Origin of the sequence: Shinella lacus, from assembly GCF_010994755.1 — a bacterium.
GTDB lineage: Bacteria > Pseudomonadota > Alphaproteobacteria > Rhizobiales > Rhizobiaceae > Shinella > Shinella lacus.
This window is the reverse complement of the sequence record NZ_WHSB02000008.1, coordinates 25,991-52,671: the sequence shown is the minus strand read 5'-3', so window position 1 is coordinate 52,671 and position 26,681 is coordinate 25,991. Positions and strand designations below refer to the sequence as shown.

The following is a 26,681-nucleotide window of genomic DNA, read 5'->3' as shown; positions in this document are numbered from 1 at the left end:
GACGATGAGATGGTCCTTAGGTCTTGATCTCCTCCAGCTTGTGCGGGAAGAAAAGCCGGGCCCAGAAGCCGGCCTTCACAGCCGCTCGGTTCGGCCGCCCGCTCCTGGAGGCCATGCCCTGGGTGACCCGGTCCAGGATCATCGCAAGCAGCACGATCGCAATGCCGCCGATGGCTGCATGGCCCACGTCAAGCCGGCCAAGCCCTTGCATCACGACCAAACCAAGCCCTTCGGCACCGATCATCGCAATGACCACGGACATGACCATGGCGGTCAGAACGGTCTGGTTCAGACCGCCGAGAATGGTTGGCACCGCCAGCGGAAGCTGGATTTCCCAGAGCAACTGGCGCGAGTCGGCACCGAAGGCATGCCCGGCCTCGACGATCTCCTTGTCGACCTGGCGGATGCCGATATTGGTGAAGCGGATCAGCGGGGGGACGGCAGTCACGATCACCGCGACCTCGCCGGGAACCGTGCCCACGCCGAAGAGCATGACGACGGGGATCAGATAGACGAAGGTGGGCGTCGTCTGCATGATGTCGAGGATCGGCCGGACGACGTTCCACACCCGGTCGTTGCGCGCCGACCAGATGCCGACAGGGATGCCGATCACCGCGCACACGACGATGGCGGTCGCGATCAGCGCGAGCGTCGTCATGGCCTCCGACCAGACGCCGAGGGCGGCGATCACGACCAGCGAAACGGCCGTGAAGAGCGCGGTCGACCGGCCGGCCAGCTTCCATGCAACCGCCGAGAAAAGCAGGACCGTGATCGGGAACGGCACCGATTGCAGTGCCGCATCGGTCAGCGCAAGCCCGTTCTCGATCGGCCATTTGATGGCGATGAAGACCGGCCGGAAATTGTAGGAAAGCCACTCCACGCCGGCCTGGATCCAGCGGGCGACCGGCAGGACTGCGAGATCGTTTGCGTCAAACATGTACTTTTTCCTTGCTTTTCGGCGCGGCGGGAGAGGAGGACAGCTGGCGCAGAACCGCTTCCGGCGAGACCGTGCCGATGATGCAATCGTCCCCATCCAGGACGGCGACAGGCTGGCCCGCCGTGAAGACGCGGGACACATCGAGCAGCTTGGCGTCCGCGGAGATGGCGCTGAAGCTCGACGCCATGAGGGGCGCGATGTCGGCGCCGGCGCGCAGATCGTCGATCCTTGCGCGGGCGATGTGTCCCTTGACGCGGCCGTCTCCATCGATTGCGAAGCCGCCGTTTGCGCAGAGCACCACGCGATGCCCGCCGATGAGGTCGGCGGCCGCGGCAGCCGACATGGCCGAGCGAACGTCGAACACCCGAGACCGATCGACGTCGCGCGTGAACTCCGCGACATAGTCGCTTTGCGGATCGAGCACGATGTCCTGCGGTTCGCCTTCCCGCACGACCTCCCCATCGGCCATGATGGCGATGCGCGTGCCAAGCTTCAGCGCCTCCTGGAAATCGTGCGTGATGAAGAGGATGGTCTTCTGGAGCGTGCGCTGGAGGCGCAGCAGCTCATCCTGCATTTCCGCGCGGATCAGCGGATCGAGCGCGCTGAAGGCTTCGTCCATGATAAGCACGTCGGCATCGGTGGCCAGCGCACGGGCAAGCCCCACACGCTGGCGCATGCCACCGCTCAGTTCATGCGGCATCCGCTCTCCCCAGGCCGCGAGGCCCACGACGGCGAGGATTTCCTCCGCCTTGCGGCGGCGCACGGCCGGCGCGATACGGCGCAGCTTCAGGCCGAACTCGACGTTCTCCCGGACGGTGCGGTTGGGCAGCAGGGCGAAGTGCTGGAACACCATCGAGACCCGCGTGCGCCGCACCTCACGCAGCGCCTGTTCGTCGAGCGCCACGAGGTCGCGCCCATCGAGCAGGATCTTGCCGGCGCTCGGCTCATTCAGCCGGTTGACGCAGCGCGCAAGGGTGGATTTTCCCGAGCCGGACAGGCCCATGATCATGTAGATCGAGCCCGATTCGATCGAGAGGCTGACATTGTTCAGCCCCACAACGAGCCCGGTTTCGGCCAGGACCCTGTCCTTCGTCGCCCCGTTGCGGAGGCGGGAAATCGCGGGCTCCGGGGAGCCGCCATATATCTTGTAGAGATTGTCTATCTTTAGCCGCTCGCTCATGTTCCCTATCCCAGTTCGATGCCCGCCGGAGGTTCCCGTCTCCGGCATTTGCCTTCACCGCCCGACCGGGCGCCTTATTTCATCGGCGAAAATGCGGTCGGAATGAGTATCCTGTTGTCCATCTGCGCGATACAGGCGGAAAGCCGCGGCGTGAACGCCTGCCATCGTTCATCATCGGCAAGGCGCTTGCGCCGCTGCGTCCGATCTTCCAGGTCCTGATATCGCCAGAGGTGCACGACCTGATTGAGCGGGCCGATGTCGGTGACGAAATAGCCGACGAGATCGCCCAGGATCGGCTGCTGGATGGCCAACCCCTCCTCTTCGACCAAGCGAAGGTAAGCGCCCATCATTCCGCCACGAATCCGGTAGCTGCGCTCCTCGACGATCATCGCGCGCGCTCCTCCCGCAACGCATCGGACGTCCGTCGGCGGACCGTCTTGCCGCTTACGAAGGTGCCGATGAGGCTTGCGACGACATCCGGCGCCTCGACGAGGATCGAATGCCGAAGGCCCTCCAGAATGGCCAGCTCCGAGCCGACGATCGCTTCATGCATGGTACGCGCCATGCGCGGGTTGGACCCGATGTCGTGCTCGCCGGTGGCGATCAGCGTCGGGCAGCGAATCTGGTCGAGCAGGCCGCCGAAATCGGTTTCCGCCAGCACGCGATAGGCAGAGGCGTAGCTTTCGGGGTCATTTTTGGCGTTCTGCGCACGCAATTGCGCCATGAGTTCGGGGTTTGCCGTGCGAAACCCGTCGGAAAACCAGCGGGACATGGACGCGTCGTAGTGCGATCCGCGCTCGGTCGTCCTCAGCGCGTGCAACCGCGCCAGGACCCGCTCGCGCTCCTCCTCGGTCCGGTTCGCCACCGTCGAAAACAGGAACAGGCGGCGCACCCGGGAGGCGTGCGTCAGCGCCATGCGCTGGGCGATCAGCCCTCCGAGGGAAAATCCGGCGAGGTTGAAATCGGAAAACCCGACATGGTCGGCAATCGAAAGCGCATCGTCGACGAAATCGTCAATTTCATAGCGCCCCTTCACCTTCGTCGACCGCCCGTGTCCCCTCAGGTCAAATGTCACGATGGTGAAGCGATCCGACAGGCGCGCGGCGACGTCATCCCAGGATTCACCGGACGCGCCGACCCCGTGGATGCACAGCAGCGGCTCGGGGCCGTCGCCGTGGATCCTGTAGCGGATCGCCACATCGTTCGTGATGTGTTCGAGATCGCTCATTGCGCGGCTTCCAACGCGGACCGGCTTTCCCTCGCAGCAAAGAACGGGATGATCTCCTTGGCGAAGAGCTCTATCGTCTTCTTCTGCAGTTCGAAGGGAACGTTGAAGTTGATGCCGAGGCTCACCTGGTCCACGCCGGCGGCCTCGTAGTCGAGCAGTTTCTCGATCACCTCGTCGGGCGTGCCGAAGAGGAAATTCCGTTCGATGTTCTGCGGATCGTAGTTCTCCTTGCCGGCGACGGCTTCGTAAGGCACCGCTTCGGGAAAACCGTTGGTGACCGCGCCGAGGTTCTGGAAGAGGTTTTCGAAGAGCCGGCCATATTCCATGCTGCACCGGATCGCCGTCTCCCGCTCCTCCGGCTTCGTGTAGAGGCAGGCGCGGCGCTGCATCATGAACCGCGGACGCGGCATTTCCGGATGGTCGGCACAGGCCTTCCTGAACTTCTCGCCGAGCACCGCGATTTCGGAATTCGGCGCGGCGAGCGGGGTCGACAGGATGTTGGCCCCTTGCGCAATTGCCCAATCGAACGTCCCCGGATCGCGTGCAGCCACCCAGATGCGCGGATGCGGCTGCTGGAGTGGCTTGGGCACGGACGTCGCCGTCGGGAAATTCCAGATTTCGCCGGCATGCGCATAGTCGCCTTCCCACAGCTTCCTCACTGCAGGAACCAGCTCCTTCATGTAGGCGACGCCCTGCTGCTGCGGGATGCCGCCGGCCATGCGGTCGAACTCGTACTGGTAGGCGCCACGCGCGATGCCAAGTTCGAGACGCCCGCCCGTGAGATGGTCGCAGAGCGCCGCCTCGCCGGCCAGCCGGATGGGGCTCCAGTAGGGGGCGACGACCGTCGCCGTGCCAAGGCGGATCTGCTCGGTATGCTGGCCGATCCAGGTGAGGAAAGTGAACGGATTGGGCGCGACCGTCAGTTCGATCGTGTGGTGCTCGGCGGTCCAGATCATCTCGAAACCGCCCTGGTCGGACAGCTTGGCAAGAGCGAGCGCATTCTGCGCCACCTCGGTCATAAGCATGTCGGGCGATTTGCGCTCAAGATAGAGAGAGACTGAGAATTTCATGTTCAACTCCGAAGAAACCGCGCTCAGCGCAGGCGAATGACAAAGGGGTCCTGCATCGCGCCCGAATAATCGAGCACCACGTTCTTCACGCGCGAGAACTCCCGCATGACGTCGAAACCGCCGCGTCGGCCGTAGCCGCTTTCCTTGAAGCCCCCCATCGGCGACATGAAGGAGGCGGACCGGTAGGTGTTGATCCACACCGTTCCCGCATCGACGGCGCGGGCGAAACGCATCGCGCGGTCGATATCCTTGGTCCAGATGCCGGAGGCGAGCCCGTAGCGGGTGTCGTTCGCCAGCGCGATCATCTCGCTTTCCGAGGAGAAGGGCATGACGCCGACGACAGGGCCGAACAGTTCGTCGCGCATGAATCCCATGTCATTGCTGGCGTCAGTCAGCACGGTCGGCTCGAAATACCAGCCATCCGCGAGGTCCTCGCGCCGGGGCTGCTTGCCGCCGGCCGCGACCCGTGCGCCCTCGGCAAGGCCCGAGGCGACATAGGTCTTCACCTTCTTGACCTGCTCCGAAAGCGCGAGCGGCCCGATGTCGGACGTCTCGCTCATCGGATGCCCGATCGCGATGCGGTTCGTGCGCTCGACCAGCGCTTCGACGAAACGGTCGTAGATCGACCGTTCGACGAAACAGCGCGAGCCGGCGACGCAGGTCTGTCCCGCCGCGGCAAAGACGCCGGCCACGACGCCATTGACGGCCCGCTCGATATCCACGTCGGCGAAGACGACATGCGGCGACTTGCCGCCAAGCTCCATCTGACAGGGCACGAGATTGGCCGCCGCATTCGCGGCGATCTTGCGTCCGGTTTCCGTGCTGCCGGTAAAGACGACCTTGGCAAGCCCCGGATGGCGCACCAGCGCCTCGCCTGCCGTGCGGCCCGCGCCGGTGACGACATTGACGACGCCGGGCGGAAAGCCCGCCTCCTCGATAAGCTCCATCAGAGCCAGCGTCGAAGCGGAGGTGTGTTCGGACGGCTTGATGACGACGGTGTTGCCGATCGCAAGGCAAGGCGCCAGCGTGCCCGTCAGCATCATCAGCGGCGAATTCCAAGGCGTGATCATACCCACCACGCCGATGGGCTCGCGCATCGTGAAGTTCAGCATGTCGAGCTTGTTAACCGGCACGGTATCGCCCTGGAGCTTGTCGGCCATGCCGGAAAAATAGGTGTAGGAGTCCGGCAGGGCGCGCATCTGCGCACGCATCTCCTTGATCAACTTGCCATTGTCGCGGGTCTCGATTTCCGCAAGCGTATCGGCGTTTTCCAGGAACAGCTCCGCCAGCCGGCGAACCAGCTTGCCGCGATCCGTCTGCGTCATGCGCCGCCATTTCGGATCGACGAAGGCATCCTGGGCGGCCCGCACGGCCGCGTTGACATCGTCCGCACCGGCATCGGCAAACTCGTACCATTGCCGGCCGGTGGTCGGATCATAGCTCGGCAGGTGTTCGCCGCTCTTCGGCTCAAGCCACTTTCCGCCGATATAAAGTCCCTGACGGGATCCTTCGAAAGAGCTTACGGCTCGCTTCATGGCAGTCTCGCAATCATGGTTGGAAGGAATTCGAAGGGGTTTCGACCTCGAGCATCGCGATGCGACCGCCCTCGGGATGCCCGACATAGATGCCGAAGCGGTGGTCGAGGCGTTCACGGGCATAGCGCCGCAGGACGGCCCTCAACTCCTGGCTCGCCACCCGGTCATCCGGGAGATCGTCAAGCGGGAAGAATTGCAGTTCCGGCGGCAGGTCCTGAGGGCTGAAGCCCGGTGCCAGAGCCGCGCGATAGACGAGGTAACCGGGGTCGCTGTCGGCGACATCGAACACCGAATAGAGGAAGGCCGTGTCCGGCAGGATTTCGACCTCCCGCCCATCGGCCAGCTCCAGCCGGCTTCCCGGCTTGCGCTTGCTCGCCACCGGAAGAAGAAGCCGGCCCTCGGCGTCGCAACGCAGGAGCACGCTGCCCTCCTTTTCGATGAGGTAACCGGTGATCATGCCGCGCGAGGGAAGCCAGCCATCCGGCAGCGCGTTCTGGATATGCGCGTAACGTCCCCGGCAGAACGCCAGCGGCGCTGCGGGACTGGCCCCGAAGGCCTGGACCTGGCCAATCAGGATAAGATGATCACCGGCGACATGCTTGTCATAGACCGTGCAGTCGAACCAGGAGAGGTTGTCCGTCAGCACCGGGGCTCCGGTGTGCACGGCGCAATAGTCGACATTGCTGAATTTGTCGGCGGACTTCGAGGCAAAGACGCTGGAAACGCCAGCCTGCCGTTCATGCAGGACATTGACCGCGAAGGCGCTGCATTTCTCGAAGACTTCGCAGCTCGCCGCCGACTTTCCAACGCAGATAAGGACGAGAGGCGGATCGAGCGAGACGGATGTGAAAGAATTCGCCGTCATGCCTCTCGGCGCGCCGCTTTCATCCAACGTGGTGATGATCGTCACCCCGGTTGCGAAGGTGCCGAATGCACGGCGCAATTCGACGGAGTCGATGGTCCGATTGGCCGGTGCTCTTTCCGTTTCGCTCACGATCGCTCCTCCCACGCTCGGTTGTGGAGTGGAGGATACGAGGGCGGACGATCTTATCTTCCTTCAAAAAGAGCAGCAGAAGCGATTATTATCCTCAAAATGAGGAGAGGAATTCCATAGTGCACCGAGAGGCAGCTACACTTACTCGTGCGCCATGAGGTGAACTCGCGGTACAGCCGGAACCCTCGATCATCTCCACCAGCGCCTGAAGCGAGACGCCTGCCGATTTGGCTCAAACCCGATCTGGTGGATATGGACGGCCCAGCCGTCGCCCAGATAGCTTAAGCATCTGAAAAGACATTCTTTCAGCAAAACGCGACTTTATAAAACTCATGTGCCTCGGGCGACCGCGTTTGCGGCAATGCACAGGTTTGATGTGCATTTCTAGGCACCGATATACAACCGCATCTGAGTAAAACGTAATGCGTCACTCAAAGCCAAATACAAATGGCGCAACCAGGTCGAACGGCTCTTCAACAAGCTCAAGAACTGGCGGCGCGTTGCTACCCGCTATGACAAGACCAAGAAATCCTACCTTGGCTTGGGCACCATCGCAGCAGTCAAACTATGGATCCCTTTGTCCACGAGCGCTACAATCCCTACGCAGGGCGAGGTGCAACAAGGGCTTGCTGCTGCATGGCCCGCATAACCCGCGGGACATTCTTGCGACGCATATTCTGAAGCAGACCGGGTTCTACGAGCAGGCGAGCTATGCCATTCAAGGCACGCCCGATGTCGTGCAGCAACACTACGGTCATTTCCTGCCACAAGACAACGCTGCACTGGCCGCCAAAATCCTCAATCAGATTTGGAAGGCCGCGTAAGCTCGAATCCCCACCCCTCACAAGCAGGAACCTCTGACGTCAGTCCCCGTAAACGGGTCTGGTCGACGGGCTGGGAGCTTTCAAAGTCGAATTAGGTACTGCGATGCACGCGAATGGAAGCATAAAATGTTCTCGAACAAAGCACTTGAAAGCCATTTCCGAGAATGGGCGGCACGAAACACACTGTGGTAGACAACATTTTCCGCAGCTCGGCGCTGACGGTCGACCATGAACGGAGTATCGGTCCCCTATTGCGCGGCCAATCAAGCTTCAGCGCAGGATAAGAAACAGCCCGCTCACGATGGCGAATGCCAGTACGCCGAGCCGCAGCCCGCGCCCGCCGATGCGGTGATGCGCCAGTCGGGAGGCGGCGCTGCCCAGGAGGACCGGCGGCGTCAGGTAGAGCGCGGCCAGTAGCTGTTCGGACCCGATGCGCCCGGAAAAAGCCAATACGACCAGCGACATGATCTCGCCGACGAAGAAGCAAAGCGCAACTGTCGCCCGCAGAACCGGCGCTTTGGCGTGCTGGTAAAGAAGAGCGAGCGGCGGTCCGCCGATGCCGGTGGCGGTTTCGGTCACGCCGGTAAACAGGCCGACGCCCAGGGCGCTCGGCTTGTTCGGCGAGAACGGCGGGGCGACCAGGGCCGCACCCGCGGCAACCACCGTGAAGATGCCGACGGCGAGGTCGAGTTGGTCGACCGAAAGGGCAGCCAGCAGCCATAGACCTGCGAACGTACCCGCAAAGCGACCGACCGTAATCCATTTGGCGCCCGACCAGTCGACATGGTCGCGCTCACGCACCGCAACATGCAGATTGAGCGGCAGCATCAGCAGCAATAGGGTAACGGGCAGGAGGTCGGGTTTCAGCATCCCGACGACAGGCGCGACGATCAGCGCGAAGCCAATTCCGAGCGATCCCTGGATGAAAGCGGAAATGAAGGTCACGATCGCCAGGATGGCGAGGAGGCTCATGCTCATTGATAGTGTCCGAGACTGCGATGGGTTTGCGAAACCGGGTGAATGCGCTGGATCGGCGCTTTCGCGATGGTGGCGGCCGTATCGCCGCGCACCTCTGCCAGCAAGGCTCGCGCATCCCAATCGACCGGCCAGCCCTGCCACAGCCGTAGCTGCCCGCCGGTGAAGACGGCGTCGATCTGGTCTCGGTTGCCGTAGCGCACAAGTTCCCACATCAGATCATGCGTGGGCGTGAACTCCGGCCGGTCGAGATCGACGAGCAGAAAATCGGCGGCAAGTCCCTCGACGATAGCGCCGGTCAGGCCCGAAAGACCGGCGGCGTTCGCGGCGCCCGTCGTCGCTCGATCGAGCCAGAGCCAGCCGCCACCGCAGGACGAATCACCCGTCATGAGGCCGAAACCGGCGCGTTGCAGCCCCTCGCCCGCATCCATCAGCCGGAAGCCATCGGCGCGCGTTCCATCCGTGCCCAGCCCGAAGCGAATGCCGAGTGCCGCCATCTGCAGTGCCGGCGCCACCGCATTCCCTTTCCAGAGGCTCGCCACCGGATTGTAGGCGACGGCGGTATCGGTCTTCTGCAGGAGGTTGAGTTCATGCGGCGTGATGAGCGTCGAGTGCGCAAGCAGGACGTGGGAACCGAGCGCTCCGAGATGGGCCAGATGGTCGATCGGCCGGTGCCCACGCGCCACGAGAGAGCGCTCGACGGCGACGAGGTGTTCGTTGACATGCGTCTGGAACACGACCCCGTTCGCCGCCGCCATGTCGGACACCGCCTTCAGCATTCCGTCGCTCGCTGCTTCCGGAATGGAGATCGCGAGCGACGGATGGATCAACGAATCCTGCCTGTAGGTCGCGAGATGTTCTTCGGCCTGGCTCAAAATGACGTCGGCGTCAGGTATCTGCGCGGTTCCGCCAAGGTCGTTGCAGATGAAGCCCACCACGCTGCGAAGCCCAACCTCCCGTGCTGCCCGGACCAGCGCGCCGACATGGCCCTGCGAACGCGTACCGGCATCGACCGCGGTGGTGAAACCGCCCCGCAGGCATTCGAGCGCGGCGAGTTTCGCCGAGAGATAGACCATGCGCTCGTCCAGGCTGCCCTCCAGCGGCACCCAGATTCGCCGGAAAATTTCCGACGGCTCACCGAAGACCAGTGACTTGCCGAGCGACTGGGTGAGATGCGTATGCGTGTCGACGAAGCCCGGCATCAGCAGGTGATCGGGCAGATCGACCGGCGTCAGATCCGGATAGTCTCGCGCCACGATCTCTACGGTATCGATCCTGTTGAACGTTCCGCCTCGCACGACCACGGCCATGCTGGCGCAGGGCCCTTCCGGCAGCAGAACCTGACCGGGATGCAGGAGGAGATCACCGGTTCTGGACAGTTTTTCGCGGATCGCGCTCACTCGCTTGCTCCTTGGGCGGTGCTTTGCAGGGAAGGCGCCTTTTCTTCGGAATTCCGGCCGGCGCCGTGATTGGAAAAGAGGGCATTGACGACGACGGCCGTGATGGTGCCGGCGGCAAGACCATTGCCGAGGATCATCTGGACCCACTGCGGGAATTGACTGTAGACACCCGGCACTAAGATCGGCAGCAGCCCGAGCGACAGCGCGGAGGCGAGCGTGAACATCGGCCCATGCTCCCGCAGATCGACGCGGCGCAGGAGATCGATGCCGATGACGCCAATGATGGAGAACACGATCACCGCCGTGCCGCCGACAACTGCCTCCGGCAAGGCCGTCGCCATACGTCCGATCGGTGCAAACAGGGCGATCAACACGAGAATCGCACCGGCCATCGCCGTCACATAGCGCGATTTGACATTGGTCGCCCGCACGATGCCGACATTCTCGCCGCTGGTGATGATCAGCGATGTGCCGAACAGGCCGCCGACCAGCGACATCAGCGCGTCGCCACGAATGGTTGCCGGGACGATGGCATGCGCGTCACCACGCCGCCCGACAATCTCGGCCGTCGCAATGGTTTGGCCGGTCGCTTCCGCCATGGAAATGATCGAGAAAACGATCAATGGAATGGCGGCGATGAGATCGAATTTCGGCATGCCGAAGGGAAACAACTGCGGAACGGCAATCACGGGGCCGGAAAACACGCCGGACATGTCGATATGGCCGAGCGCAAACGCGACGAGCGAGCCCCCGACAAGGCCGAGCATGACGGCCAACCGCTGAAGCGTGCCGGAAAAGACGCGCGCGGCGATGATCGTGAGAACGATTGTAATGAGAGCGAGCCCCACTTCGACCGGCGCGGCAAAACCCTCCGTTCCGGGTTTGCCGGTAATCGTCACGCCATAGATGCGCACGAGATTGACGGAGACCAGCAGAAGCATGGTTCCAACGACGATCGGCGGAAAATATCGGAGCAGCCGGCGAAAGACCGGCAGAGCGAGAAAGTAGAACAGCGCCGTCATGATGACCGCGCCGACGGCCGTCTGAACATCCGTCTGCTGCGCGATCGCCAGAAAAATGGCGATAGGCGCACCACCGGGTACCATGACGAATGGCAGACGCGCGCCAAACCCCTTCGGTCCGAAGCTCTGCAGCATCGAGCCCAGACCGCAGACGAAGAATGTTGCACTGATCAACGATACCGTCACCGCGTCGGAAAAACCGAGCGCCTTGCTGACGAGAAAGACTGCGGTGATCGGCGACGCTGCCATCACCAACACATGTTGCAGGCCAAACAGCATCAGGCTGCGCAAAGGCAGCTTCTCGTCGGCTGGATCGACCACGCTATTCCATTCACTTTTCATGATTTCCTCCTCCCGGCCTCCTCAAGCCGCTTATGCAAATCGTTTTGCATTGCGCGTTTCCTATCACGCTTTTTACCTTTTGCAAATCGTTTTGCTTGAACGCTTTCGACGTGCTAGGACGAATGCCGCTGGAGGCATCATGGGAAAACCGACAATCACCGACCTTGCGCGCGCCGCAGGCGTATCCGTCACCACCGTGTCGCATGCCTTCAGCGGACGGCGGCATGTCGAGCCGGAAACGCGCAGGCGCATCGAAGCGCTCGCAGAGGAGATCGGGTACCGTCCCAATCACCGCGCCCAGCGTTTGCGAACCGGACGGGCAGGATCCATCGCCCTCGTCTCATCCATGCCGTTCGCCGTAGCCGCAGGCCCCTCCCGGCTGGGCTTCCTGATGGAAATCGCCGCAGCCGCAGCCGTCACCGCCTTTTCACGCGGCATATCCCTTTGTCTCGTGCCGCCACTTGGGCCCCGTGACAGCCTGGAAGCGCTCGAAGTGGACGGCGCGATCGTCGTGGAGCCGGAGCGTGACGATCCGGTCCTGGACTTCTTTTCCGATCGCGGCGTGAATATCGTGTGCATCGGCCGCGCGCCGGGTCGGGACGACCTGCCTTTCGTGGACCTGCAGAGCGGTGCGACGGCGCGGCTTCTGCTTGATCATCTCTTTTCCGGCAACAGCAATGTCGGCCTGATCACCGGCCAGCAGCGGCGCAACTCCTATATCGAGATGGAAGCCGCCTATGCGGCGCGGATAGAGGAGACAGGCGCCTCCCCCACCGCTATCCGGATAGATGAAAATGGCGGTGAGCAGGCTGCCGCCGAAGCCGCCGAACGCCTCCTGCGCGCAGAACCCTCCATTTCGGCCCTATGCGTGCCGGTCGATGCCTTCGCGACCGGCGTTCTGGACGCGGCGCGGGCTTTGGGTCGCAGAGTTCCTGAAGACCTCCGCCTTGCCACCCGCTACGACGGCATGCGCGCCAAACTGGCGACGCCTCCGCTCACCGCAGTCGACCTTCACCTCGATCACGTCGCAGCCGCCGCGGTCGATTTACTTCTAGCGCATCTGGGAGACGGAGCGACCACGCCGCAGGCACTCGCCCCGCCCACCCTTGTCGTCCGGCCGTCATCGACGGCGTCGAAAAGATCAAATTCAGCGAGATCGCCAGACGGGCGATCTCGCGCTTGATGGGACCCGAACCAGCGCTCTGTAGAAAGCCTCTTTCAATCACGCAATCATACTGGATCAGAGCATTTTGGCGCTTTGCGCACACCGCCTGACCTATGTCGCAATCGCGCAAAAGCTCGGTCTTTCACTTAAGACGGTTGCCGGTGTCTGCAAGGAATATGCCCCTCTTTCGAGCGACCAAACAGTTCCCAAAGAAATGTATCTGCTGGCCGCCCGCGATATCCAGAGAGTTACGGGCTTTTGGCCGTTGGTTGATACGGCCCAGGCCATTTCCAAGCGGGCTGTAGAAATTATGAACGGGCATCGGGGCAGGCGGCTGGAAAGCCTAAGGTTGCTTCCGTGAGCGTGTTGGCGTGTCAATAAATAATGCGAACAAGCTGCCCATTCCCAGAAACAAGCTCCATCCTCACAAACTGTTAGTGTGGCCTGGAAAGCCCGTTTCAACGCGTGTCTGTTTGCTGCGCGCGAAGGTCGTACGGGGTCCGGTTTCTGGAGGAAGGCGGCCCTTTTAATCGACGCATCGGCCGCAACCGGTTCCCGTCAACAGCGTTTCCACGCCGCAGCTGTCGGGCAATCGATCTCCCTTTGTGCAAAGTTTTTCGTAAGCGGTGGCTCGTTGGCACCTTGTCGAGCGGCCGTAGCCAATCCCTGACGGGGCTGAACTTCTCCAAGAGCTCGGATGTCGAGACTACGCCGCCATTCGCATCATCGTCGCAATTACCTCTTCTTCGCGATAAGGCTTGGAAAAGAACACCACGTCCGACGGCAAGCTACCCTGTGGTGGTTTGGTGTGGCCGGAGGTGATGATCACATGAATGGGCGGCCAACGGTCGCGTATCATGGCGGCGAGACACAGTCCGTCGATACCGCCCGGCATATCGATGTCGGTAAATACAATCGAGATATCCAGACGGTTTTGCAGAATTTCCACCGCCTGAGTGGCATCGGCAGCTTCCACTGCTTCGAACCCAGCCGATTCAATCAAATCTATCGCGGCCATCCGCAGAAGAGGCTCGTCTTCGACCACAAGAATGATTGCTGAGGACATAAGAATGCTCCGTCGCTCTAGGACATTTGCACCTGAGCGAGTGGTGCATGGAATTCGGCTTCAAAGCCCGATGGTTCGAAACGAACGTCAACGCCACCTGTTCCAATCAAACCCATACGAATCAGCTTCGAACCGAATCCCTTGCCATTCGGTTCGACGGCAGGAGGTCCGCCTTTCTCTTTCCAATTGAACACCAGCTCATCTTCGCCGCCGAGGTCTCGCAGGTGCCAGGTGACTATGACGAGGCCGTCCGGGTTCAGGAGTGAGCCGTATTTGGTCGCATTGGTGGCAAGTTCATGCAAAAGAAGAGAGATAGACAGCGTGGCTCTTGGACCAAGGTCAACCGAAGGCCCATCGACCGCCAGGTTCTTCGCACTCATGAAGTTCGCGAGGACCGCGCTAACAACATCACCAAGGCTCGCATTCGACCAACTTTGCTGCAGAAGGACATCATGTGCGGTCGAGAGCGCGTGAAGCCGGTCCGTGAATGCATCAACGGGGGCTCGGTCGGCGACGCTGCGCAAGGTCTGCGTGGCAATCGCCTGGACCATGGCAAAGGTGTTTTTCATGCGATGGCTGAGTTCCTCGTTGCGAACGGTCTGTGCCTCCTCTGCAAGCCATTTTAGGTTTTCCGCTTCCTTCCGTTCAGATTTGTCCGTGAAGAGGATACCGACACGGTGGCTATTCGGGTCGCCAACGCGAAACGCGTGAACGTCAAACCAGCGTTCACTCAACTCTTTGGCGACGTGCTCGAACCGCACCGGCTCGCCACTAAGCGCGACGCCGCCATAAATATCGAACCAATGTTGCTCATGATTTGGAGCGAGGTCGCGCATCCATTTGCCCTGAGCGTCCACCAAACCTGTCTGGGTCGCAAATGCCGGATTGATCTCGACGAAGCGATAATCGGTAGGGACGTCACCATCGAATTTCATCTCGACGATGCAAAAACCATCCTCAATGGCTTCGAACAAAAGCCGGTACTGCTCTTCGCTTTCGTACCGCTTCCGGTCGCCCTCCTTCTGACGCGACATCGCAGTATCACGTTCCAGGACAGCCTTTCGCAGATGCATTTGCGTCATGACCTGACGGGCCAAGGCTCTCAGTCCATCGGCCTGGCTTGCCGTTAGTCCTCCAGGGCGCGGTGTGCCGTCTATGACGCAGAGACTGCCAAGGACGTTTCCATCAACGTCGCGAAGCGGTGCTCCCGCATAGAAACGTATGTGCGGCTCGCCGGTAACAAGGGGGTTTTCACGCGTTCGTTCGTCATTCCTGAGGTCTGTGATAACGAGAAGATCATCCTCGACAAGAGCATGAGCGCAGACCGAGCGGTCGAGATCGGTCTCGCATGGCTCGAAGCCGATCCTCGCCTTGAACCACTGGCGGTTCCCGGCAACAAGGCTCACGAGCGCGACTGGTGTTTCACAGAGAAGGCACGCGAGGCCGACGATGTCGTCAAAACCTTGCTCGGGTGGCGTATCGAGGATGTCGTAACTGGCGAGGCTTGCAAGGCGCGTCGCATCTGTTGTGTAAGGAGGCGGCGGCACGCTTTGCTTTCTTGAGTTTTAACCAGACAAACACCATTGCATTTCACCCGAACTTTGGGAAGCCTCGGCGCGCCATTGTTCCAGTCACTGTATCGCTGGAATGAATGGCGCTAGTGCTGTAGAGATTGGAAAATGAAAGTTCCTGCGCGGCGGGGCGCACCACGACCATGCTGCAGAACATTCCACAAGACCTCTTTTCCAAGATATTCATAGCGGACGAACTGGAAAGCAGGCCAATCGAACGCGCCGATTTCCTGAAGGAAAAGATTGCAATTCAGGACCTGGCGGCACGGATGGTTATCGATCCGGATGCCGTGCTTCCACGCTTCGTCCAACTCGCGATGCAGATGACCGGCGGCGAGTCGGCAGGATTGAGCATCCATGATGAAGCTGGCAAGTCATTCCGATGGCTTCATATGTGCGGAGAGCTTGCTGCCTTCGAAGGTGCAACGACTCCGCGCAATTACAGCCCTTGTGGCGTGACACCTGATACTCTTCGCCCCACGCTCGCGCGTCATCCGGAATGGGCCTACAGTTGGGTATCTGACGCGAATATCGAGCTGCCGGAAGTGCTGCTGGTGCCGCTCTCGATTGGCGGCACGGAGTGAGGAAGATCGAGGTCGACAGCGGCAAACGAGCAGGCTTTCCGAGCGACGCAGCCGAGAAGATGAAGGCTCTTGAGCGGGAGAACCGCGAGCTTCGTCAGGCCAACGAGATTTTGCGCAAGGCGTCTGCTTATTTCGCGATGGCGGAGCTCAACCGCCCCTTCAAACGATGATCTCGTTCATTGACGAACACCGTAGCGTGTTCGGGGTCGAGCCGATCTGCAGGCTTTTGCCGATTGCCCCATCAACCTACTACGAGAACGTCGCCAAGCGCCTGGATGTGGACCGCCTGTCGGTTCGCGCCCGCAGCGATAGCGGCCTGAAGATCGAGATACGCCGGGTGTTCAATGATAACTTCCAGGTCTACGGCGCGCGTAAAGTCTGGCGGCAGTTGCAACGCGAACGCTACGACATCGCCCGCTGCACGGTCGCTCGGCTCGATCGCCGCCTCAGTTCTCAAGATCTTCAGCATCTGACGCGACTTCCGAGACCTTGGCCGACTTGACTCTACGAGGGTCCTTCTGAGCAGGCTCTCGCTCGCGCATGGACACAAAGGCGGGCGGAGCCTCTCCGTTCTTGTCGACCCCGAAATAGATCGTCTGATGCGGAAACGGAATTTCGATCGCGCGTGCATCGAATACGCGTTTTACTGCGCCATTAAGAGCCCGACCAACAGCCCATTGTTTCCCGGGCAGCGTCTTGATACGCACGCGCAAGATGACAGCACTGTCGGCAAGCTCTTGCACGCCAAACCATTCCATCTCGCCCAGAATGACGCCGTTGATCTCCGCATCACCACGCAGTTCCTCGAATGCATCAAACAGGGCCGCGCGAGCGATCTCGACATCCTCGCGGTAGGCGATACCAATATCGCCGACATGGTAGGAGAAGTCACGCATGAGATTGGTGACCATCTCCACCGAGGAGAACGAAATAATGTGGTACGCGCCCCGAACGTCTCGCAGGCTGACAGAGCGGATCGTTAATCGCTCTACCGTGCCCGTCGTGCTGCCGACCGTGATGACGTCACCCACATTGATCGCGTTTTCGAGTTGAATGAACACGCCGTTGATGACGTCCTGCACAAGCTTTTGAGCGCCAAAGCCAATCGCCAGACCGATCACGCCGGCGGATGCCAGAAGTGGCGCGATATCCAGTCCCATTTGCGAAAGCGAAAACATGAGAGCGATCACTACGATCGCGATGGTCGCCGCATTTCTGAGGAGTGTGAGTAGAGTTGTCTCGCGTGCGGTCGCAATGGAGCCGAAGGCGGGGTTCAGACGATAGTCGACCCAGGACGTCAAAGCGAGCCAGAAGATATAGGCGACCAGCAGGATGACGAAGACCGAGGCGATCGCGCTGGTGAAGGCCAGCCCGATGCGAGATTGCATCATCGTCGCGATGTCGAAAATACCCATTGCCGAAAGCACGATCCCGAGAACCACCGCCAGGATGACGATGCGAAGGATCGTCAGGAAGCGCGGAACGAGACCGTTGACGCGTCTTTCGAGAAGCGGAAGGCGTTCGTTGACATTGACTGGCAGCCGCACGCCACGCGTCACCGTGCGCGCCAGCCAGTCCGCGACGACAAAGCCGATGATGATGGCTGCAAAGGCCTGGGCGCTCGCGGCCAGCACGGAAAACAGCCGTTCGGCCGGCCCGATCAGCACGACGAAAAAGAGGAATGCGAGATAAACGAGCACCGGCCAATGCCAGCGTGTCGCCATGAAGCGGGCCTGACGGTGGCGAGGGCTGTGGTCCGGGGTCGTCAGGAGCCAGTCGGTCACCGCCTGGCGGTTCATGAAGGTCGCCGATATGGCGATGATCAGGGCAATGAGCGCGACGAGTGCGGAGATCGCCCGACCGGAAGCGAGGGACACCGCTTGCGAGAGAACCGGCTGGAGGAGAAGCTGCCCATAGCCGAGAATGCTGACGATCCAGCCAAGGATCCGACTGGTTTTCCGGGCGGCCTCATCCGATATGCGCACCAGCCGCAATTCGCCGGCCGAGGGCGAAAGGGCGGTTCTGATCGCCACCCTCGCCAGCTGTACCACCGTGAACGCATTCAGGTAGAGCGTCTGCTGGATATCCATGCGCCCCAATTCGCCGAAGACCGTGAGCGCCGCCACATATCCGGCGCCCCATGCGACAACGACAATGCCGATATCGAGCGCGGCCGAGGCTGCAATGAGAATGGCCTTCTCGAAAAACCCGGCCGAGGCGGAGCGTTTTCCGAAGGAACGGTCGATCCGCCGCGTAACCAGGCGCAAGGCCATGAAAACCCCGTAGGTGACGACGATCACGAGGGCTAGGTCGCGCAACGTGCGCAACAGCACTTCGCCTTCCGCACCGCTCAGATTGGCAAATGTTGCCGGCGCGGCCGCCAGTTGCCTTGAGAAGACGATGACTGAAGAAACAGCCCTCTCGGCGGATTGTCGTGTGACCTCCGCGATCTTCTGGCCGAGCGAAGTATCCTGTGCCGCCGGCGGTTGCGCGGCATCGGCGGAAAGCGCCTTTTCACCATCCGCGGCTTTCTGCAACTCACCAAGGAACGTCTCGCGTGTCTTGTCGTCGCGAAGGACGTCGATGAGATCCTGAAGCTTCGCAGCCTCGGCCGGCCGTTCCTGGGTGGCGCCCGGCAGGAGGGATTGCTGCGCGGCCGCGGGCATGATGCCTGCAACGAACATGAAGATCAGAAGAAGGACGGTTCTCATCAAGGGAAGTTCCATGGGTCAGGCCATCGTGCGCGTGCCGGGAAACAACAGGTCGACAAAGCGGGCCGCCGTCGGTTGCGGTTCGTGATTGGCAAGGCCCGGGCGTTCATTGGCCTCGATGAACACATAATCCGGCTGCGAGGGATCGCGGACCATGAAATCGATGCCGACGACCGGAATGTCGATTGCGCGTGCGGCCCGGCAGGCGGCTGCGACAAGATCCGAATGCACCGTGTCCGTGACATCGTGGATCGACCCGCCGGTATGCAGGTTTGCGGCCTTGCGCACCGTGATCTCACGCCCTTCGTCGAGCACGGTTTCGAGATTCCGCCCCTGCCCTCCAAGGCAGCGCTCTGTTTCCGCGTCGATCGGGATCCGGCTCTCTCCGCCCGTCGCGGCCTGCCTGCGGCGGGATTGCCGCTCGATGAGGCAGGCAATCGTGCTGTGGCCATCGCCGATGACGGCGGGCGGACGTCGCACGGCGGCGGCGACCAGCGCATAATCGATGATCACGAGGCGCAGGTCCTGCCCCTCGAAACACGCTTCGAGCAACACCCGCTCGCAGACCTGGCGCGCCGAGGCGATCGCCGCGTCCAGCCCTTCCATCGTCGTGATGCCGATCGAGATGCCGCGCCCCTGCTCGCCGCGCGCGGGCTTTACTACAACCTTGCGGTGTTTTTCCAGAAAGGCCTGAAGGGCCGTTCTATCTTCACCCACCTCGATCTGCTCCGGGACGGCAAGGCCCGCAGACGAGACGATGCGGCGCGCGATGGCCTTGTCGTCGCTGATCGACATCGCCACCCCGGATGTCAGTTCCGAGAGGCTCTCGCGGCAATGGATGGATCGGCCGCCATGGGTCAGGCGAAAGAACCCGCCTCCGGCATCCGTGATATCAACATGGATGCCGCGCCGCGTCGCTTCGTCCACGATCAGCCGCGCATAGGGGTTGAGGGCATCGTAGGACTGATGCGGCATCGCGAAGAACTTCTCGTTGATGGCGTTCTTCCGCTTGACGGTGAAGAGCGACATGCGCTGGAAGTTGAGTTTCTCGTACAGTTTTATCGCCAGTTCATTGTCGTGCATCACCGACAGGTCGACATAGGAGAGGCCACGCGCCTGGAAATGTTCGGCCAGTTTGCAAAGCAGCTTCTCGCCGATCCCGGGCTGGCGCGCATGCGGATGCACGGCAAGGCACCAGAGCGAGGCCCCCCGATCCGGATCGTCGAACAGCCGCTGATGATCGATGCCCGTCACCGTGCCGACGATCTCGCCGGAGGCATCGTCCTGGGCGACAAAATAGGTGAGCGACCGGTTGTCCCGTTCGGAGGAGAAGAAGTCCGAGCGGATCTGCACCATCCCGCAGGCGGCATAGACATGATTGATGCCCTCGGCATCGGCCTCGGTCGCCAGCCGGCGGATGGTGATGCCGCGCATGCGGCGCGGTTTTGCCCGATAGGTCGACAGGTTGAGCCGGAATGTGTGCGAGGGGTCGAGGAAAATCTCCTGCGGCGCCCGCGATAGAAGCACATGCGGATCACGCACATAGAATGCGATATCCCGGCTGGACGGCGCTTCGTCGCGCAGCTCCGACAACAGCGTCTCGTGGTCGGAAAAGGTCTGGGCGAAGACCAGTCGCCCCCACCCGCAGTCCAGCACCACGTCCTTCTTCTGCGTGCCGGAGGTTTCCGGCCGTCCGACATGCCGGCCGGGCTGGGCGCGCGTGCGCAACTGCTTCAGTCGATGGTTGACTGCCTTGGTTCCCTTGCTGCGCTGGCGCGGCAACGTCGCATCCCCTACCTTCTTCATGTCAAACCCCCTGGGCCTGGAGCCACATTTCCAGCAGCCCGACCTGCCAGAGTTCGGAGCCGCGAAGCGGCGTGATGTGGTCCGACGGCTTGAGGAGCAGACGGTCGAGATAGTCCTCGCGGAAGAAGCCGCGCTCGCGCGCCTTCTGCGAATGCAGCGTGTCGCGGATCATGTCGAGATAGGGACCGGCGATATATTTGAGCTGCGGAACCGGGAAGTAGCCCTTCTTGCGATCGATCACCTCGCTTGGAACGACCTTGCGGGCCACGTCCTTGAGGATGCCCTTGCCGCCGTCGCGCAGCTTCTCTTCCGGCGGAATGCGCGCGGCAAGCTCCACCAGCTCATGGTCGAGGAAGGGCACGCGGGCTTCCAGCCCCCAGGCCATGGTCATGTTGTCGACGCGCTTCACGGGGTCATCGACCAGCATGACATTGCTGTCGAGACGGAGCGCCTGGTCGACGGGCGTATCGGCGCCGTCTCGCAGCAGATGCTCTCTGAGCAATGCGCCGCTGGCATCGTGATCCGCGATCCACGCTTCCGACAACTGTGTTCGCAGAACGTCATCCGATCTATCGCGGAATGCCTTGCCGTAATCGGCGACGACATCGTTGGAATCGACCAGAGGCGGATACCAGTGATAGCCGCCAAAAACCTCGTCCGCACCCTGGCCGGACTGCACGACCTTGATGTGCTTCGAGACCTCCTTGGAGAGCAGGTAGAATCCGACATTATCGTATGACACCATGGGCTCAGACATTGCCGCTATCGTGCCAGGCAACGCCCCCATCAGGTCAGATGAAGGCACGAAAATCTTGTGGTGATCTGTGCCGAAATGTTCGGCGATGAGATCCGAATAGACAAACTCATCGCCCTTCTCGCCATTGGCCTCCTCAAAGCCGACGGAAAAGCTCATAAGATTATGTTGGCCCGCTTCCGCGAGCAGACCGACGATCAGACTGGAATCGACACCGCCGGAAAGCAGTACGCCAACGGGCACGTCGGCGATCATGCGACGCTTGACGGCGAGGCGAAGGGCTTCGAGAAGCTGGGCCTGCCAGTCCTCACGCCGGATCGCGGCATCGGCGGGCTGGCGCCGGTATGGTGGATCCCAGTAGCGGCGATCCTCAAAACTGCCATCGCGTCCAAAGATGCGGATCGTCGCGGGGGGTAGTTTGCGCACGCCGTTCAGGATGGTGCGCGGCGGCGGCACGACTGCATGGAAGGTCATATAGTTGTGCAGGGCCACCTTGTCGATCGACGTATCGACACCACCTGCCTTCACGATCGCCGGCAGGCTGGACGCAAAGCGCAAGGCCCCCGCAACTTCCGCTACATAGAGCGGCTTGATGCCGAAGCGGTCGCGAGCCATGATGACGCGGCCGCTGTCGCGTTCATGAATGACAAAGGCGAACATGCCGTGGAAGCGCGAAACGCAGTCTTCGCCCCAGGCATGCCATGCCTTCAGGATGACTTCGGTATCGCCGTCGGAGAAGAACCGATAGCCCTTGGCTTCGAGGTCCGACCTGAGTTCACGAAAATTGTAGATGCAGCCGTTGAAGACCATCGACAAGCCGAGGTCGGGATCGACCATTGGCTGCTGCGACTTGTCCGACAGGTCGAGGATGCGCAATCGCCTGTGTCCGAGTCCCACATTCCCTCGAACCACGACACCCGATCCATCCGGCCCGCGAGGCGCGAGAACGTCCGCCATGATCGAGACCGCTGAAACCGACGGTGACCCGCCATCGAACCTGACTTCTCCGCAAATTCCACACATATACTGGGTCAAAACCTCCATTGTTGGTACAAAATGCGACGTCAGGGCCGTGAAAAGCTCCACGGCCCTGACGTCGTATGAAAACCCAATGTCCGACGCGGCACGATGTTCCCTTCCGGAGCTGACTTCATCCCCCGATCGTCTTTGCACGCGCCAGCATATAGTCCTCAGCGAATGCCATATGCTCGGCGGCGATGCGGCGCGCATCGTCCGTCCTTCCGTCCTTCAACGCGGCCATCAGGCGATACTGGAAGGACAGCCCTTCCTCACGGGAGCTGGACGCCGGATCGGCATAGATCCGTCGCGCCAACGGCAACTCGCGTAACAGGTTGTGCATCAGCCCGCAGAGGAACCCGAGCAACGGGTTGGGGCAGATCTGTGCGAGTTGCGAGTGGAAGTCGAGTTCTGCCACGCGCTGGCGATACTGCTCGTCGGGATCGCCCGGCGGATGATCGTAGATGCGGATCGTATTTTCCAGCAAAGCGAGTTGCTCGGCCGTCACCCGGCCCGCAAGCAGGGCCGCTATTTCGGGCTCCAGCGCCTTACGGATGGCATAGATGTCGGACAGGCTCGGCTGGTCGAAGAAGAAGTGGGTCGACAGCAACTCCATGGCGTGCTGGGCGGAGGGCGCGGCAACGAACGCGCCGCCACCTGGGCCACTGCGCGTAAAGACCAGGCCTTGCGTCTCCAGCGTCTTCATGGCCTCCCGCACGGTGCCTTTGGCCGCCTTGAACCGATCGATCAGTTCGCGCTCCTGCGGCAGGCGGTCGCCGGGGGCGAGGCCTTCCGAGCGGATATAATCTTTCATCCGGTCGGCAATCGCCTCGGGCCGCCGCTTCGTCTTGCCGGCGGGCGTGAAGAGGCGTTTGCCATCTTCGCCGATCGTGCTGCGTTTTTCCCTGATGCCTGGCATGCCCGTCACTCTCTTCTGATGCGAGGCGCGCTCGCGACAAGCCGTTGTGTATAGGCGTGCCCGGGATTGGCAAAGAGACGCGCCGCGGGCGCCGTCTCGACCACCTCGCCGAAATACATGACGGCGACACGATCGGAGATCGCCTCCACGACGGCGAGGTCATGACTGATGAAGAGATAGGATAGACCGAAGCGCACCTTCAGGTCGCGCAGCAGCAACAGGACTTGCGCCTGCACGGAGACGTCGAGTGCACTCACCGGTTCGTCGAGTACGATGATTTCGGCTTCCGCCGCCAGTGCCCGGGCAATCGCGATGCGCTGCGCCTGACCGCCGGAAAACTCGTGTGGATACCGGGTGAGCGTATCTTCCGGCATCTGCACTGCGTCGAGCAATTCCCTCATCCGCGCGGTACGCCTCGCCGCCTCGTAGCCGCACAGGAGTTTGAGCGGCGTGTCGAGGATATCGCGGATCGTCTTGCGCGGATTGAGCGAGGCGACCGGATCCTGAAAGACGTACTGAATCATCTTGCCGAAGGCGCGCGGCCCCTCGCGCCGCAATGCACCGGCATCCTTTCCGCCGATCATCAGGCTACCGGCGGTGGGCGCTTCAAGGCCGACAAGCATTCGGGCGAGCGTGCTCTTGCCGGAGCCGCTTTCGCCGACGACGGCAAGCGTCTCGCCGCTCGCAACATCGAGCGAGACGGATTTCACGGCCCTGACCTCATGGCGCGCCTTGCCGAGCAGGCTCCTGCCGCCGCCGAACGTCTTGGAAAGGTCGCGGATCTGAATGGCGGATACGGTCATGATGCCTGCTCCTTGCCGCCGGCGAAGAGCCCGGCGACACGCTCCAGGAAACGCTCCCCCGTGCCAAGTTCGGGCACGCAGGCGATCAGTCGCTTGGTATAGGCATGCTGCGGATTGGCGAGCACCGCGCGGGTTTCGCCCGTCTCGACGATCTCGCCGTCCTTCATCACCGCCACCCGGTCGCAGATTTCCGAGACGACGCCGAAATCGTGGGTGATGAACAGCAGGGCCATGCCGCGCTCGCGCTGCAAGTCGCGCAGGAGTTCGAGGATGCGGGCTTGCACGGTAACATCGAGGGCGGTCGTCGGCTCGTCTGCGACGATCACGTCCGGGTCGTTGGCAAGCGCCATGGCAATGCCGACACGTTGGCGCTGGCCGCCCGAAAGCTGGTGCGGATAGTGTTTTGCCCGCTCCCGCGCCTCCGGGATGCCAACCTTGTCCAGAAGGGCGACCGCCCTTTCCCGGCACGCCGCAGCACCGATCGACTGGTGCGCGGCGATGGCCTCTTCCACCTGCCGCCCGACTGGATACATCGGGTGCAACGTCGTCAGCGGGTCCTGGAAGACATAGGCAACGCGGCTGCCACGGCTGGCGATCAGGCGCGTCTCGGGCATCGCCAGCACGTCCTCGTTTCCGAGATAGACCGCCCCGTTGCAGATCAGCCCTGGCGGAGACGCCACCAGCCCCATGACGGACAGCGCCGTGACGCTCTTGCCCGAGCCGCTTTCGCCGATGAGGCCGAGGCATTCGCCCGGCTTCACATGCAGCGAGACACCGCACACCGCCGGCACGACCGCGCCGCCGCGCCGGAAGCCGGTTTCGAGGCCCGCCATCGAAAGAGCAGCATCCGCTACGGCATTTGCCGGCATGGCGCGGCCGCTCGCGACTTCGGTCACCGGCCCCGGCCGCGCAAGCGCACCCGAGCGTAGGCGCGGGTCGAGCACGTCGCGGACACCGTCGCCGAGAACGTTCAGGCTGATGACGATGAAAAAGATCATCACGCCCGGAACGATGGAGACATGCGGCGCAGTGAACAGCTGTGCCCGCCCCTCGCCCAGCATGGAGCCGAGATCGGCCTGCGGCGGCTGCGCGCCGAGGCCGAGGAAGCTGAGGCCCGCCGTCTCGAGTATCATCCAGCCCGCCGTCGTCGACATGGTGATGATGATCACCGGCAGGACATTGGGCAGCACCTCGGTGAGGATAATCGAGAGGTTGCCCTTGCCGGAGAGCCGCGCCGCATCGACGAATTCGCGGTGTACGTAGCCGAGCGTCACACCGCGCACGTTGCGGGCGAAGAAGGGGATGTTGACGACGGCGATTGCATAAAGCGCGTTCATCAGGCCCGGACCAAGCGCCGCGACGATCGCCAGCGCCAGCAGGATATAAGGAAAGGCCATGAGCATATCGATGCCGCGCATCATCGCATTGTCGGTGCGCCCGCCCGCATAGCCCGCCACGATGCCGATTGCCGAACCGATGAGGGCGGCTATCAGGGTTGCGGCAAAACCGACCGCGATGGATATGCGCGTACCCCAGAGCAAGCGGCTCAGGATGTCCCGGCCAAGCTGGTCCGTGCCGAGCAGGTGGCCGGCCGTCAGCAGGGGTTTCAGCCGGTCGGCCGGCGCCGTCGCGTCGGGATCGGGCAGCGGCAGGATCGGCACCAGCAGGATCAGGAGGGCGATCAGGCCGAGCAGCACCAGCCCTGCCGTCGCCAGACGATTGTTGAGCAGCAGGTGCCAGGAGGTGATCCGCCGGGGCGCTTTCGACGCCGGCGCTTCGGCAAGCGCGCTCATGTGCGGATCCTCGGATCGAGCATGGACTGAAACACGTCGGCGACGAGATTGAACAGGACGTAACTCGCTGCGACCACGAGGACGCCGCCCTGCACCAGAAGGATGTCGCGGGTCGAGATCGCCTTCACCAGCATGGCGCCGATGCCCGGCCACTGGAACACCGTCTCGATATAGACGGCACCGCCCAGCACGAAGCCAGCCTGGATGCCGATGACGGGAATGATGCTGACAAGCGCCGCGCGGAAGGCATGGCCGTAGATCACGCGCCGTTCGGGCAGGCCCTTGGCACGCGCCGTGCGCACATAGTCCTGCCGCAGCACCTCCAGCATCGCGCCGCGCGTCAGCCGGGCGATAACCCCGGCGGCAACGACCGCCAGCGTGGTTGCCGGCAGGATCAGGTGGATCAGGAGGTCCTTGAGATCCCCGCCGCCATAGACCGCATACATGCCGGACGCCGGCAGAATGCGCCAGTGCACGGCGAACAGATAGATAAGCAGGAGCCCGAGCCAGAAGGACGGCATGGAGATGCCGGCGAGCACGAAGAATGTGATCGTCCGGTCCACCCAGTCGAACTGCCGAACCGCCGAAACCACGCCCGCGAGCAGGCCGATCACGGAACACAGCACGAGCGACACGCCGGCCAGCACGAGCGTTGCCTGAAAACGCTCCAGCACTTCGTCGAGCACGGGGCGGTTGAGGGCGAAGGACCGGCCGAAATCGCCATGAAGGACGTTGCCGATCCAGATCAGGTATTGCTGCACCAAGGGCTTGTCGAGACCGAGGTCGCGGTTGATGCGCTCGACGTTTTCCGGCGTGGCATAGGCGCCAAGAATGGCCGTGGCGGTATCGCCCGGGATCAGCGCCATCACCAGAAAGACGATGATGGAAAGGCCGAACAGCACGGGCACGACGGCGATCAGCCGTTTCAGGATATAGGCCGACATGGGACCTCCGGGACATCCGTGGCACTGCCGGCGTTTCTACC

24 protein-coding genes, 2 pseudogenes and 1 other annotated feature are annotated in these 26,681 nt (G+C 62.1%); of the genes and pseudogenes, 7 read left to right on the top strand and 19 right to left on the bottom strand.

Annotation, left to right across the window (positions count from 1 at the left end):
- Positions 1 to 16: 16 nt before the first annotated feature.
- From GB927_RS20830 to GB927_RS20800, 7 genes are all read right to left on the bottom strand, one after another.
- Complete coding sequence (locus GB927_RS20830) at positions 17 to 937, bottom strand: ABC transporter permease (RefSeq protein ID WP_256119132.1); 921 nt, start codon at positions 935 to 937, stop codon at positions 17 to 19.
- Positions 930 to 2,117: a quaternary amine ABC transporter ATP-binding protein gene (locus GB927_RS20825; RefSeq protein ID WP_256119131.1), complete on the bottom strand. Its 1,188-nt coding sequence runs from the start codon at positions 2,115 to 2,117 to the stop codon at positions 930 to 932. The genes GB927_RS20830 and GB927_RS20825 overlap by 8 nt, the downstream gene beginning before the upstream one ends.
- A 74-nt stretch (positions 2,118 to 2,191) precedes the next feature.
- Positions 2,192 to 2,506: an NIPSNAP family protein gene (locus GB927_RS20820; RefSeq protein WP_256119130.1), complete on the bottom strand. Its 315-nt coding sequence runs from the start codon at positions 2,504 to 2,506 to the stop codon at positions 2,192 to 2,194.
- Positions 2,503 to 3,345, bottom strand: a complete 843-nt coding sequence (locus GB927_RS20815; RefSeq protein ID WP_256119129.1) for an alpha/beta fold hydrolase — start codon at positions 3,343 to 3,345, stop codon at positions 2,503 to 2,505. The genes GB927_RS20820 and GB927_RS20815 overlap by 4 nt, the downstream gene beginning before the upstream one ends.
- On the bottom strand, positions 3,342 to 4,415 hold the full coding sequence (locus GB927_RS20810) for an LLM class flavin-dependent oxidoreductase (RefSeq protein WP_256119128.1): 1,074 nt from the start codon (positions 4,413 to 4,415) through the stop codon (positions 3,342 to 3,344). The genes GB927_RS20815 and GB927_RS20810 overlap by 4 nt, the downstream gene beginning before the upstream one ends.
- Before the next feature lie 23 nt (positions 4,416 to 4,438).
- Entirely contained in the window at positions 4,439 to 5,950 is a 1,512-nt protein-coding gene (locus tag GB927_RS20805; RefSeq protein WP_256119127.1) for an aldehyde dehydrogenase, read from the bottom strand.
- Between the two features lie 13 nt (positions 5,951 to 5,963).
- Entirely contained in the window at positions 5,964 to 6,908 is a 945-nt protein-coding gene (locus tag GB927_RS20800; protein ID WP_256119358.1) for a flavin reductase, read from the bottom strand.
- Between GB927_RS20800 and GB927_RS20795 the strand changes: the two genes are divergently transcribed.
- The 3 genes and pseudogenes from GB927_RS20795 to GB927_RS20785 all read left to right on the top strand — a co-directional run.
- A complete protein-coding gene (locus tag GB927_RS20795) occupies positions 6,796 to 7,047 on the top strand; it encodes a hypothetical protein (RefSeq protein WP_256119368.1) in 252 nt (83 codons plus the stop codon). The two genes, GB927_RS20800 and GB927_RS20795, sit on opposite strands and share 113 nt — an antisense overlap.
- 333 nt (positions 7,048 to 7,380) lie before the next feature.
- Positions 7,381 to 7,468: pseudogene (locus tag GB927_RS34515) on the top strand (IS5/IS1182 family transposase); the annotation flags it as partial.
- Positions 7,469 to 7,535: 67 nt separating this feature from the next.
- Positions 7,536 to 7,768 (top strand): annotated as a pseudogene (locus tag GB927_RS20785) (hypothetical protein); the annotation flags it as partial.
- Positions 7,769 to 8,038: 270 nt separating this feature from the next.
- Here the strand turns inward: GB927_RS20785 and GB927_RS20780 are convergent.
- The 3 genes from GB927_RS20780 to GB927_RS20770 are packed head-to-tail and all read right to left on the bottom strand — an operon-like array spanning position 8,039 to position 11,507.
- Positions 8,039 to 8,746 carry a sulfite exporter TauE/SafE family protein gene (locus GB927_RS20780; protein ID WP_256119126.1) on the bottom strand — a complete coding sequence of 236 codons (708 nt, stop codon included), beginning with the start codon at positions 8,744 to 8,746 and terminating at the stop codon, positions 8,039 to 8,041.
- On the bottom strand, positions 8,743 to 10,143 hold the full coding sequence (locus GB927_RS20775; protein ID WP_256119125.1) for an amidohydrolase family protein: 1,401 nt from the start codon (positions 10,141 to 10,143) through the stop codon (positions 8,743 to 8,745). The genes GB927_RS20780 and GB927_RS20775 overlap by 4 nt, the downstream gene beginning before the upstream one ends.
- Complete coding sequence (locus GB927_RS20770) at positions 10,140 to 11,507, bottom strand: uracil-xanthine permease family protein (RefSeq protein ID WP_256119124.1); 1,368 nt, start codon at positions 11,505 to 11,507, stop codon at positions 10,140 to 10,142. Before GB927_RS20770 ends, GB927_RS20775 begins: the two co-directional genes overlap by 4 nt.
- A 49-nt stretch (positions 11,508 to 11,556) precedes the next feature.
- Between GB927_RS20770 and GB927_RS20765 the strand changes: the two genes are divergently transcribed.
- On the top strand, positions 11,557 to 12,690 hold the full coding sequence (locus GB927_RS20765) for a substrate-binding domain-containing protein (RefSeq protein ID WP_256119123.1): 1,134 nt from the start codon (positions 11,557 to 11,559) through the stop codon (positions 12,688 to 12,690).
- A gap of 688 nt (positions 12,691 to 13,378) precedes the next feature.
- Here the strand turns inward: GB927_RS20765 and GB927_RS20760 are convergent.
- Together GB927_RS20760 and GB927_RS20755 are read right to left on the bottom strand one after the other, a co-directional pair.
- Positions 13,379 to 13,738, bottom strand: coding sequence for a response regulator (locus tag GB927_RS20760; protein WP_256119122.1), 360 nt, complete (start codon positions 13,736 to 13,738; stop codon positions 13,379 to 13,381).
- A 17-nt stretch (positions 13,739 to 13,755) separates the two neighbouring features.
- Positions 13,756 to 15,285: a sensor histidine kinase gene (locus GB927_RS20755; protein WP_256119121.1), complete on the bottom strand. Its 1,530-nt coding sequence runs from the start codon at positions 15,283 to 15,285 to the stop codon at positions 13,756 to 13,758.
- A 167-nt stretch (positions 15,286 to 15,452) separates the two neighbouring features.
- Here GB927_RS20755 and GB927_RS20750 point away from each other — a divergent pair, with 167 nt between their 5' ends.
- The 3 genes from GB927_RS20750 to GB927_RS34505 all read left to right on the top strand — a co-directional run bounded on the left by GB927_RS20750 (position 15,453) and on the right by GB927_RS34505 (position 16,395).
- Positions 15,453 to 15,893: a hypothetical protein gene (locus GB927_RS20750; RefSeq protein WP_256119120.1), complete on the top strand. Its 441-nt coding sequence runs from the start codon at positions 15,453 to 15,455 to the stop codon at positions 15,891 to 15,893.
- A complete protein-coding gene (locus tag GB927_RS34510; RefSeq protein WP_305112100.1) occupies positions 15,890 to 16,063 on the top strand; it encodes a hypothetical protein in 174 nt (57 codons plus the stop codon). Before GB927_RS20750 ends, GB927_RS34510 begins: the two co-directional genes overlap by 4 nt.
- Positions 16,018 to 16,134, top strand: a sequence feature (AL1L pseudoknot). Its footprint overlaps the gene before it by 46 nt.
- Complete coding sequence (locus tag GB927_RS34505) at positions 16,060 to 16,395, top strand: IS3 family transposase (RefSeq protein ID WP_439655519.1); 336 nt, start codon at positions 16,060 to 16,062, stop codon at positions 16,393 to 16,395. Its footprint overlaps the feature before it by 75 nt. The genes GB927_RS34510 and GB927_RS34505 overlap by 4 nt, the downstream gene beginning before the upstream one ends.
- On the opposite strand, the gene GB927_RS20740 is transcribed toward GB927_RS34505, so the two are convergent.
- The 7 genes from GB927_RS20740 to GB927_RS20710 all read right to left on the bottom strand — a co-directional run bounded on the left by GB927_RS20740 (position 16,340) and on the right by GB927_RS20710 (position 26,640).
- A complete protein-coding gene (locus tag GB927_RS20740; RefSeq protein ID WP_256119119.1) occupies positions 16,340 to 18,619 on the bottom strand; it encodes a mechanosensitive ion channel domain-containing protein in 2,280 nt (759 codons plus the stop codon). The genes GB927_RS34505 and GB927_RS20740 overlap by 56 nt on opposite strands.
- Before the next feature lie 3 nt (positions 18,620 to 18,622).
- Positions 18,623 to 20,410: an N-acetylglutaminylglutamine synthetase gene (ngg, locus tag GB927_RS20735; RefSeq protein WP_256119118.1), complete on the bottom strand. Its 1,788-nt coding sequence runs from the start codon at positions 20,408 to 20,410 to the stop codon at positions 18,623 to 18,625.
- Position 20,411: 1 nt separating this feature from the next.
- The gene (locus GB927_RS20730; protein ID WP_256119357.1) at positions 20,412 to 22,187 is read right to left on the bottom strand and encodes an N-acetylglutaminylglutamine amidotransferase; all 1,776 of its coding nucleotides are present in this window, start codon (positions 22,185 to 22,187) and stop codon (positions 20,412 to 20,414) included.
- A gap of 127 nt (positions 22,188 to 22,314) precedes the next feature.
- Positions 22,315 to 23,100: a FadR/GntR family transcriptional regulator gene (locus GB927_RS20725; RefSeq protein ID WP_256119356.1), complete on the bottom strand. Its 786-nt coding sequence runs from the start codon at positions 23,098 to 23,100 to the stop codon at positions 22,315 to 22,317.
- A 5-nt stretch (positions 23,101 to 23,105) separates the two neighbouring features.
- Positions 23,106 to 23,903, bottom strand: a complete 798-nt coding sequence (locus GB927_RS20720; protein ID WP_256119117.1) for an ATP-binding cassette domain-containing protein — start codon at positions 23,901 to 23,903, stop codon at positions 23,106 to 23,108.
- Positions 23,900 to 25,696 carry a dipeptide/oligopeptide/nickel ABC transporter permease/ATP-binding protein gene (locus tag GB927_RS20715; protein ID WP_256119116.1) on the bottom strand — a complete coding sequence of 599 codons (1,797 nt, stop codon included), beginning with the start codon at positions 25,694 to 25,696 and terminating at the stop codon, positions 23,900 to 23,902. Before GB927_RS20715 ends, GB927_RS20720 begins: the two co-directional genes overlap by 4 nt.
- Entirely contained in the window at positions 25,693 to 26,640 is a 948-nt protein-coding gene (locus GB927_RS20710; RefSeq protein ID WP_256119115.1) for an ABC transporter permease, read from the bottom strand. Before GB927_RS20710 ends, GB927_RS20715 begins: the two co-directional genes overlap by 4 nt.
- Between the last annotated feature and the right edge of the window lie 41 nt (positions 26,641 to 26,681).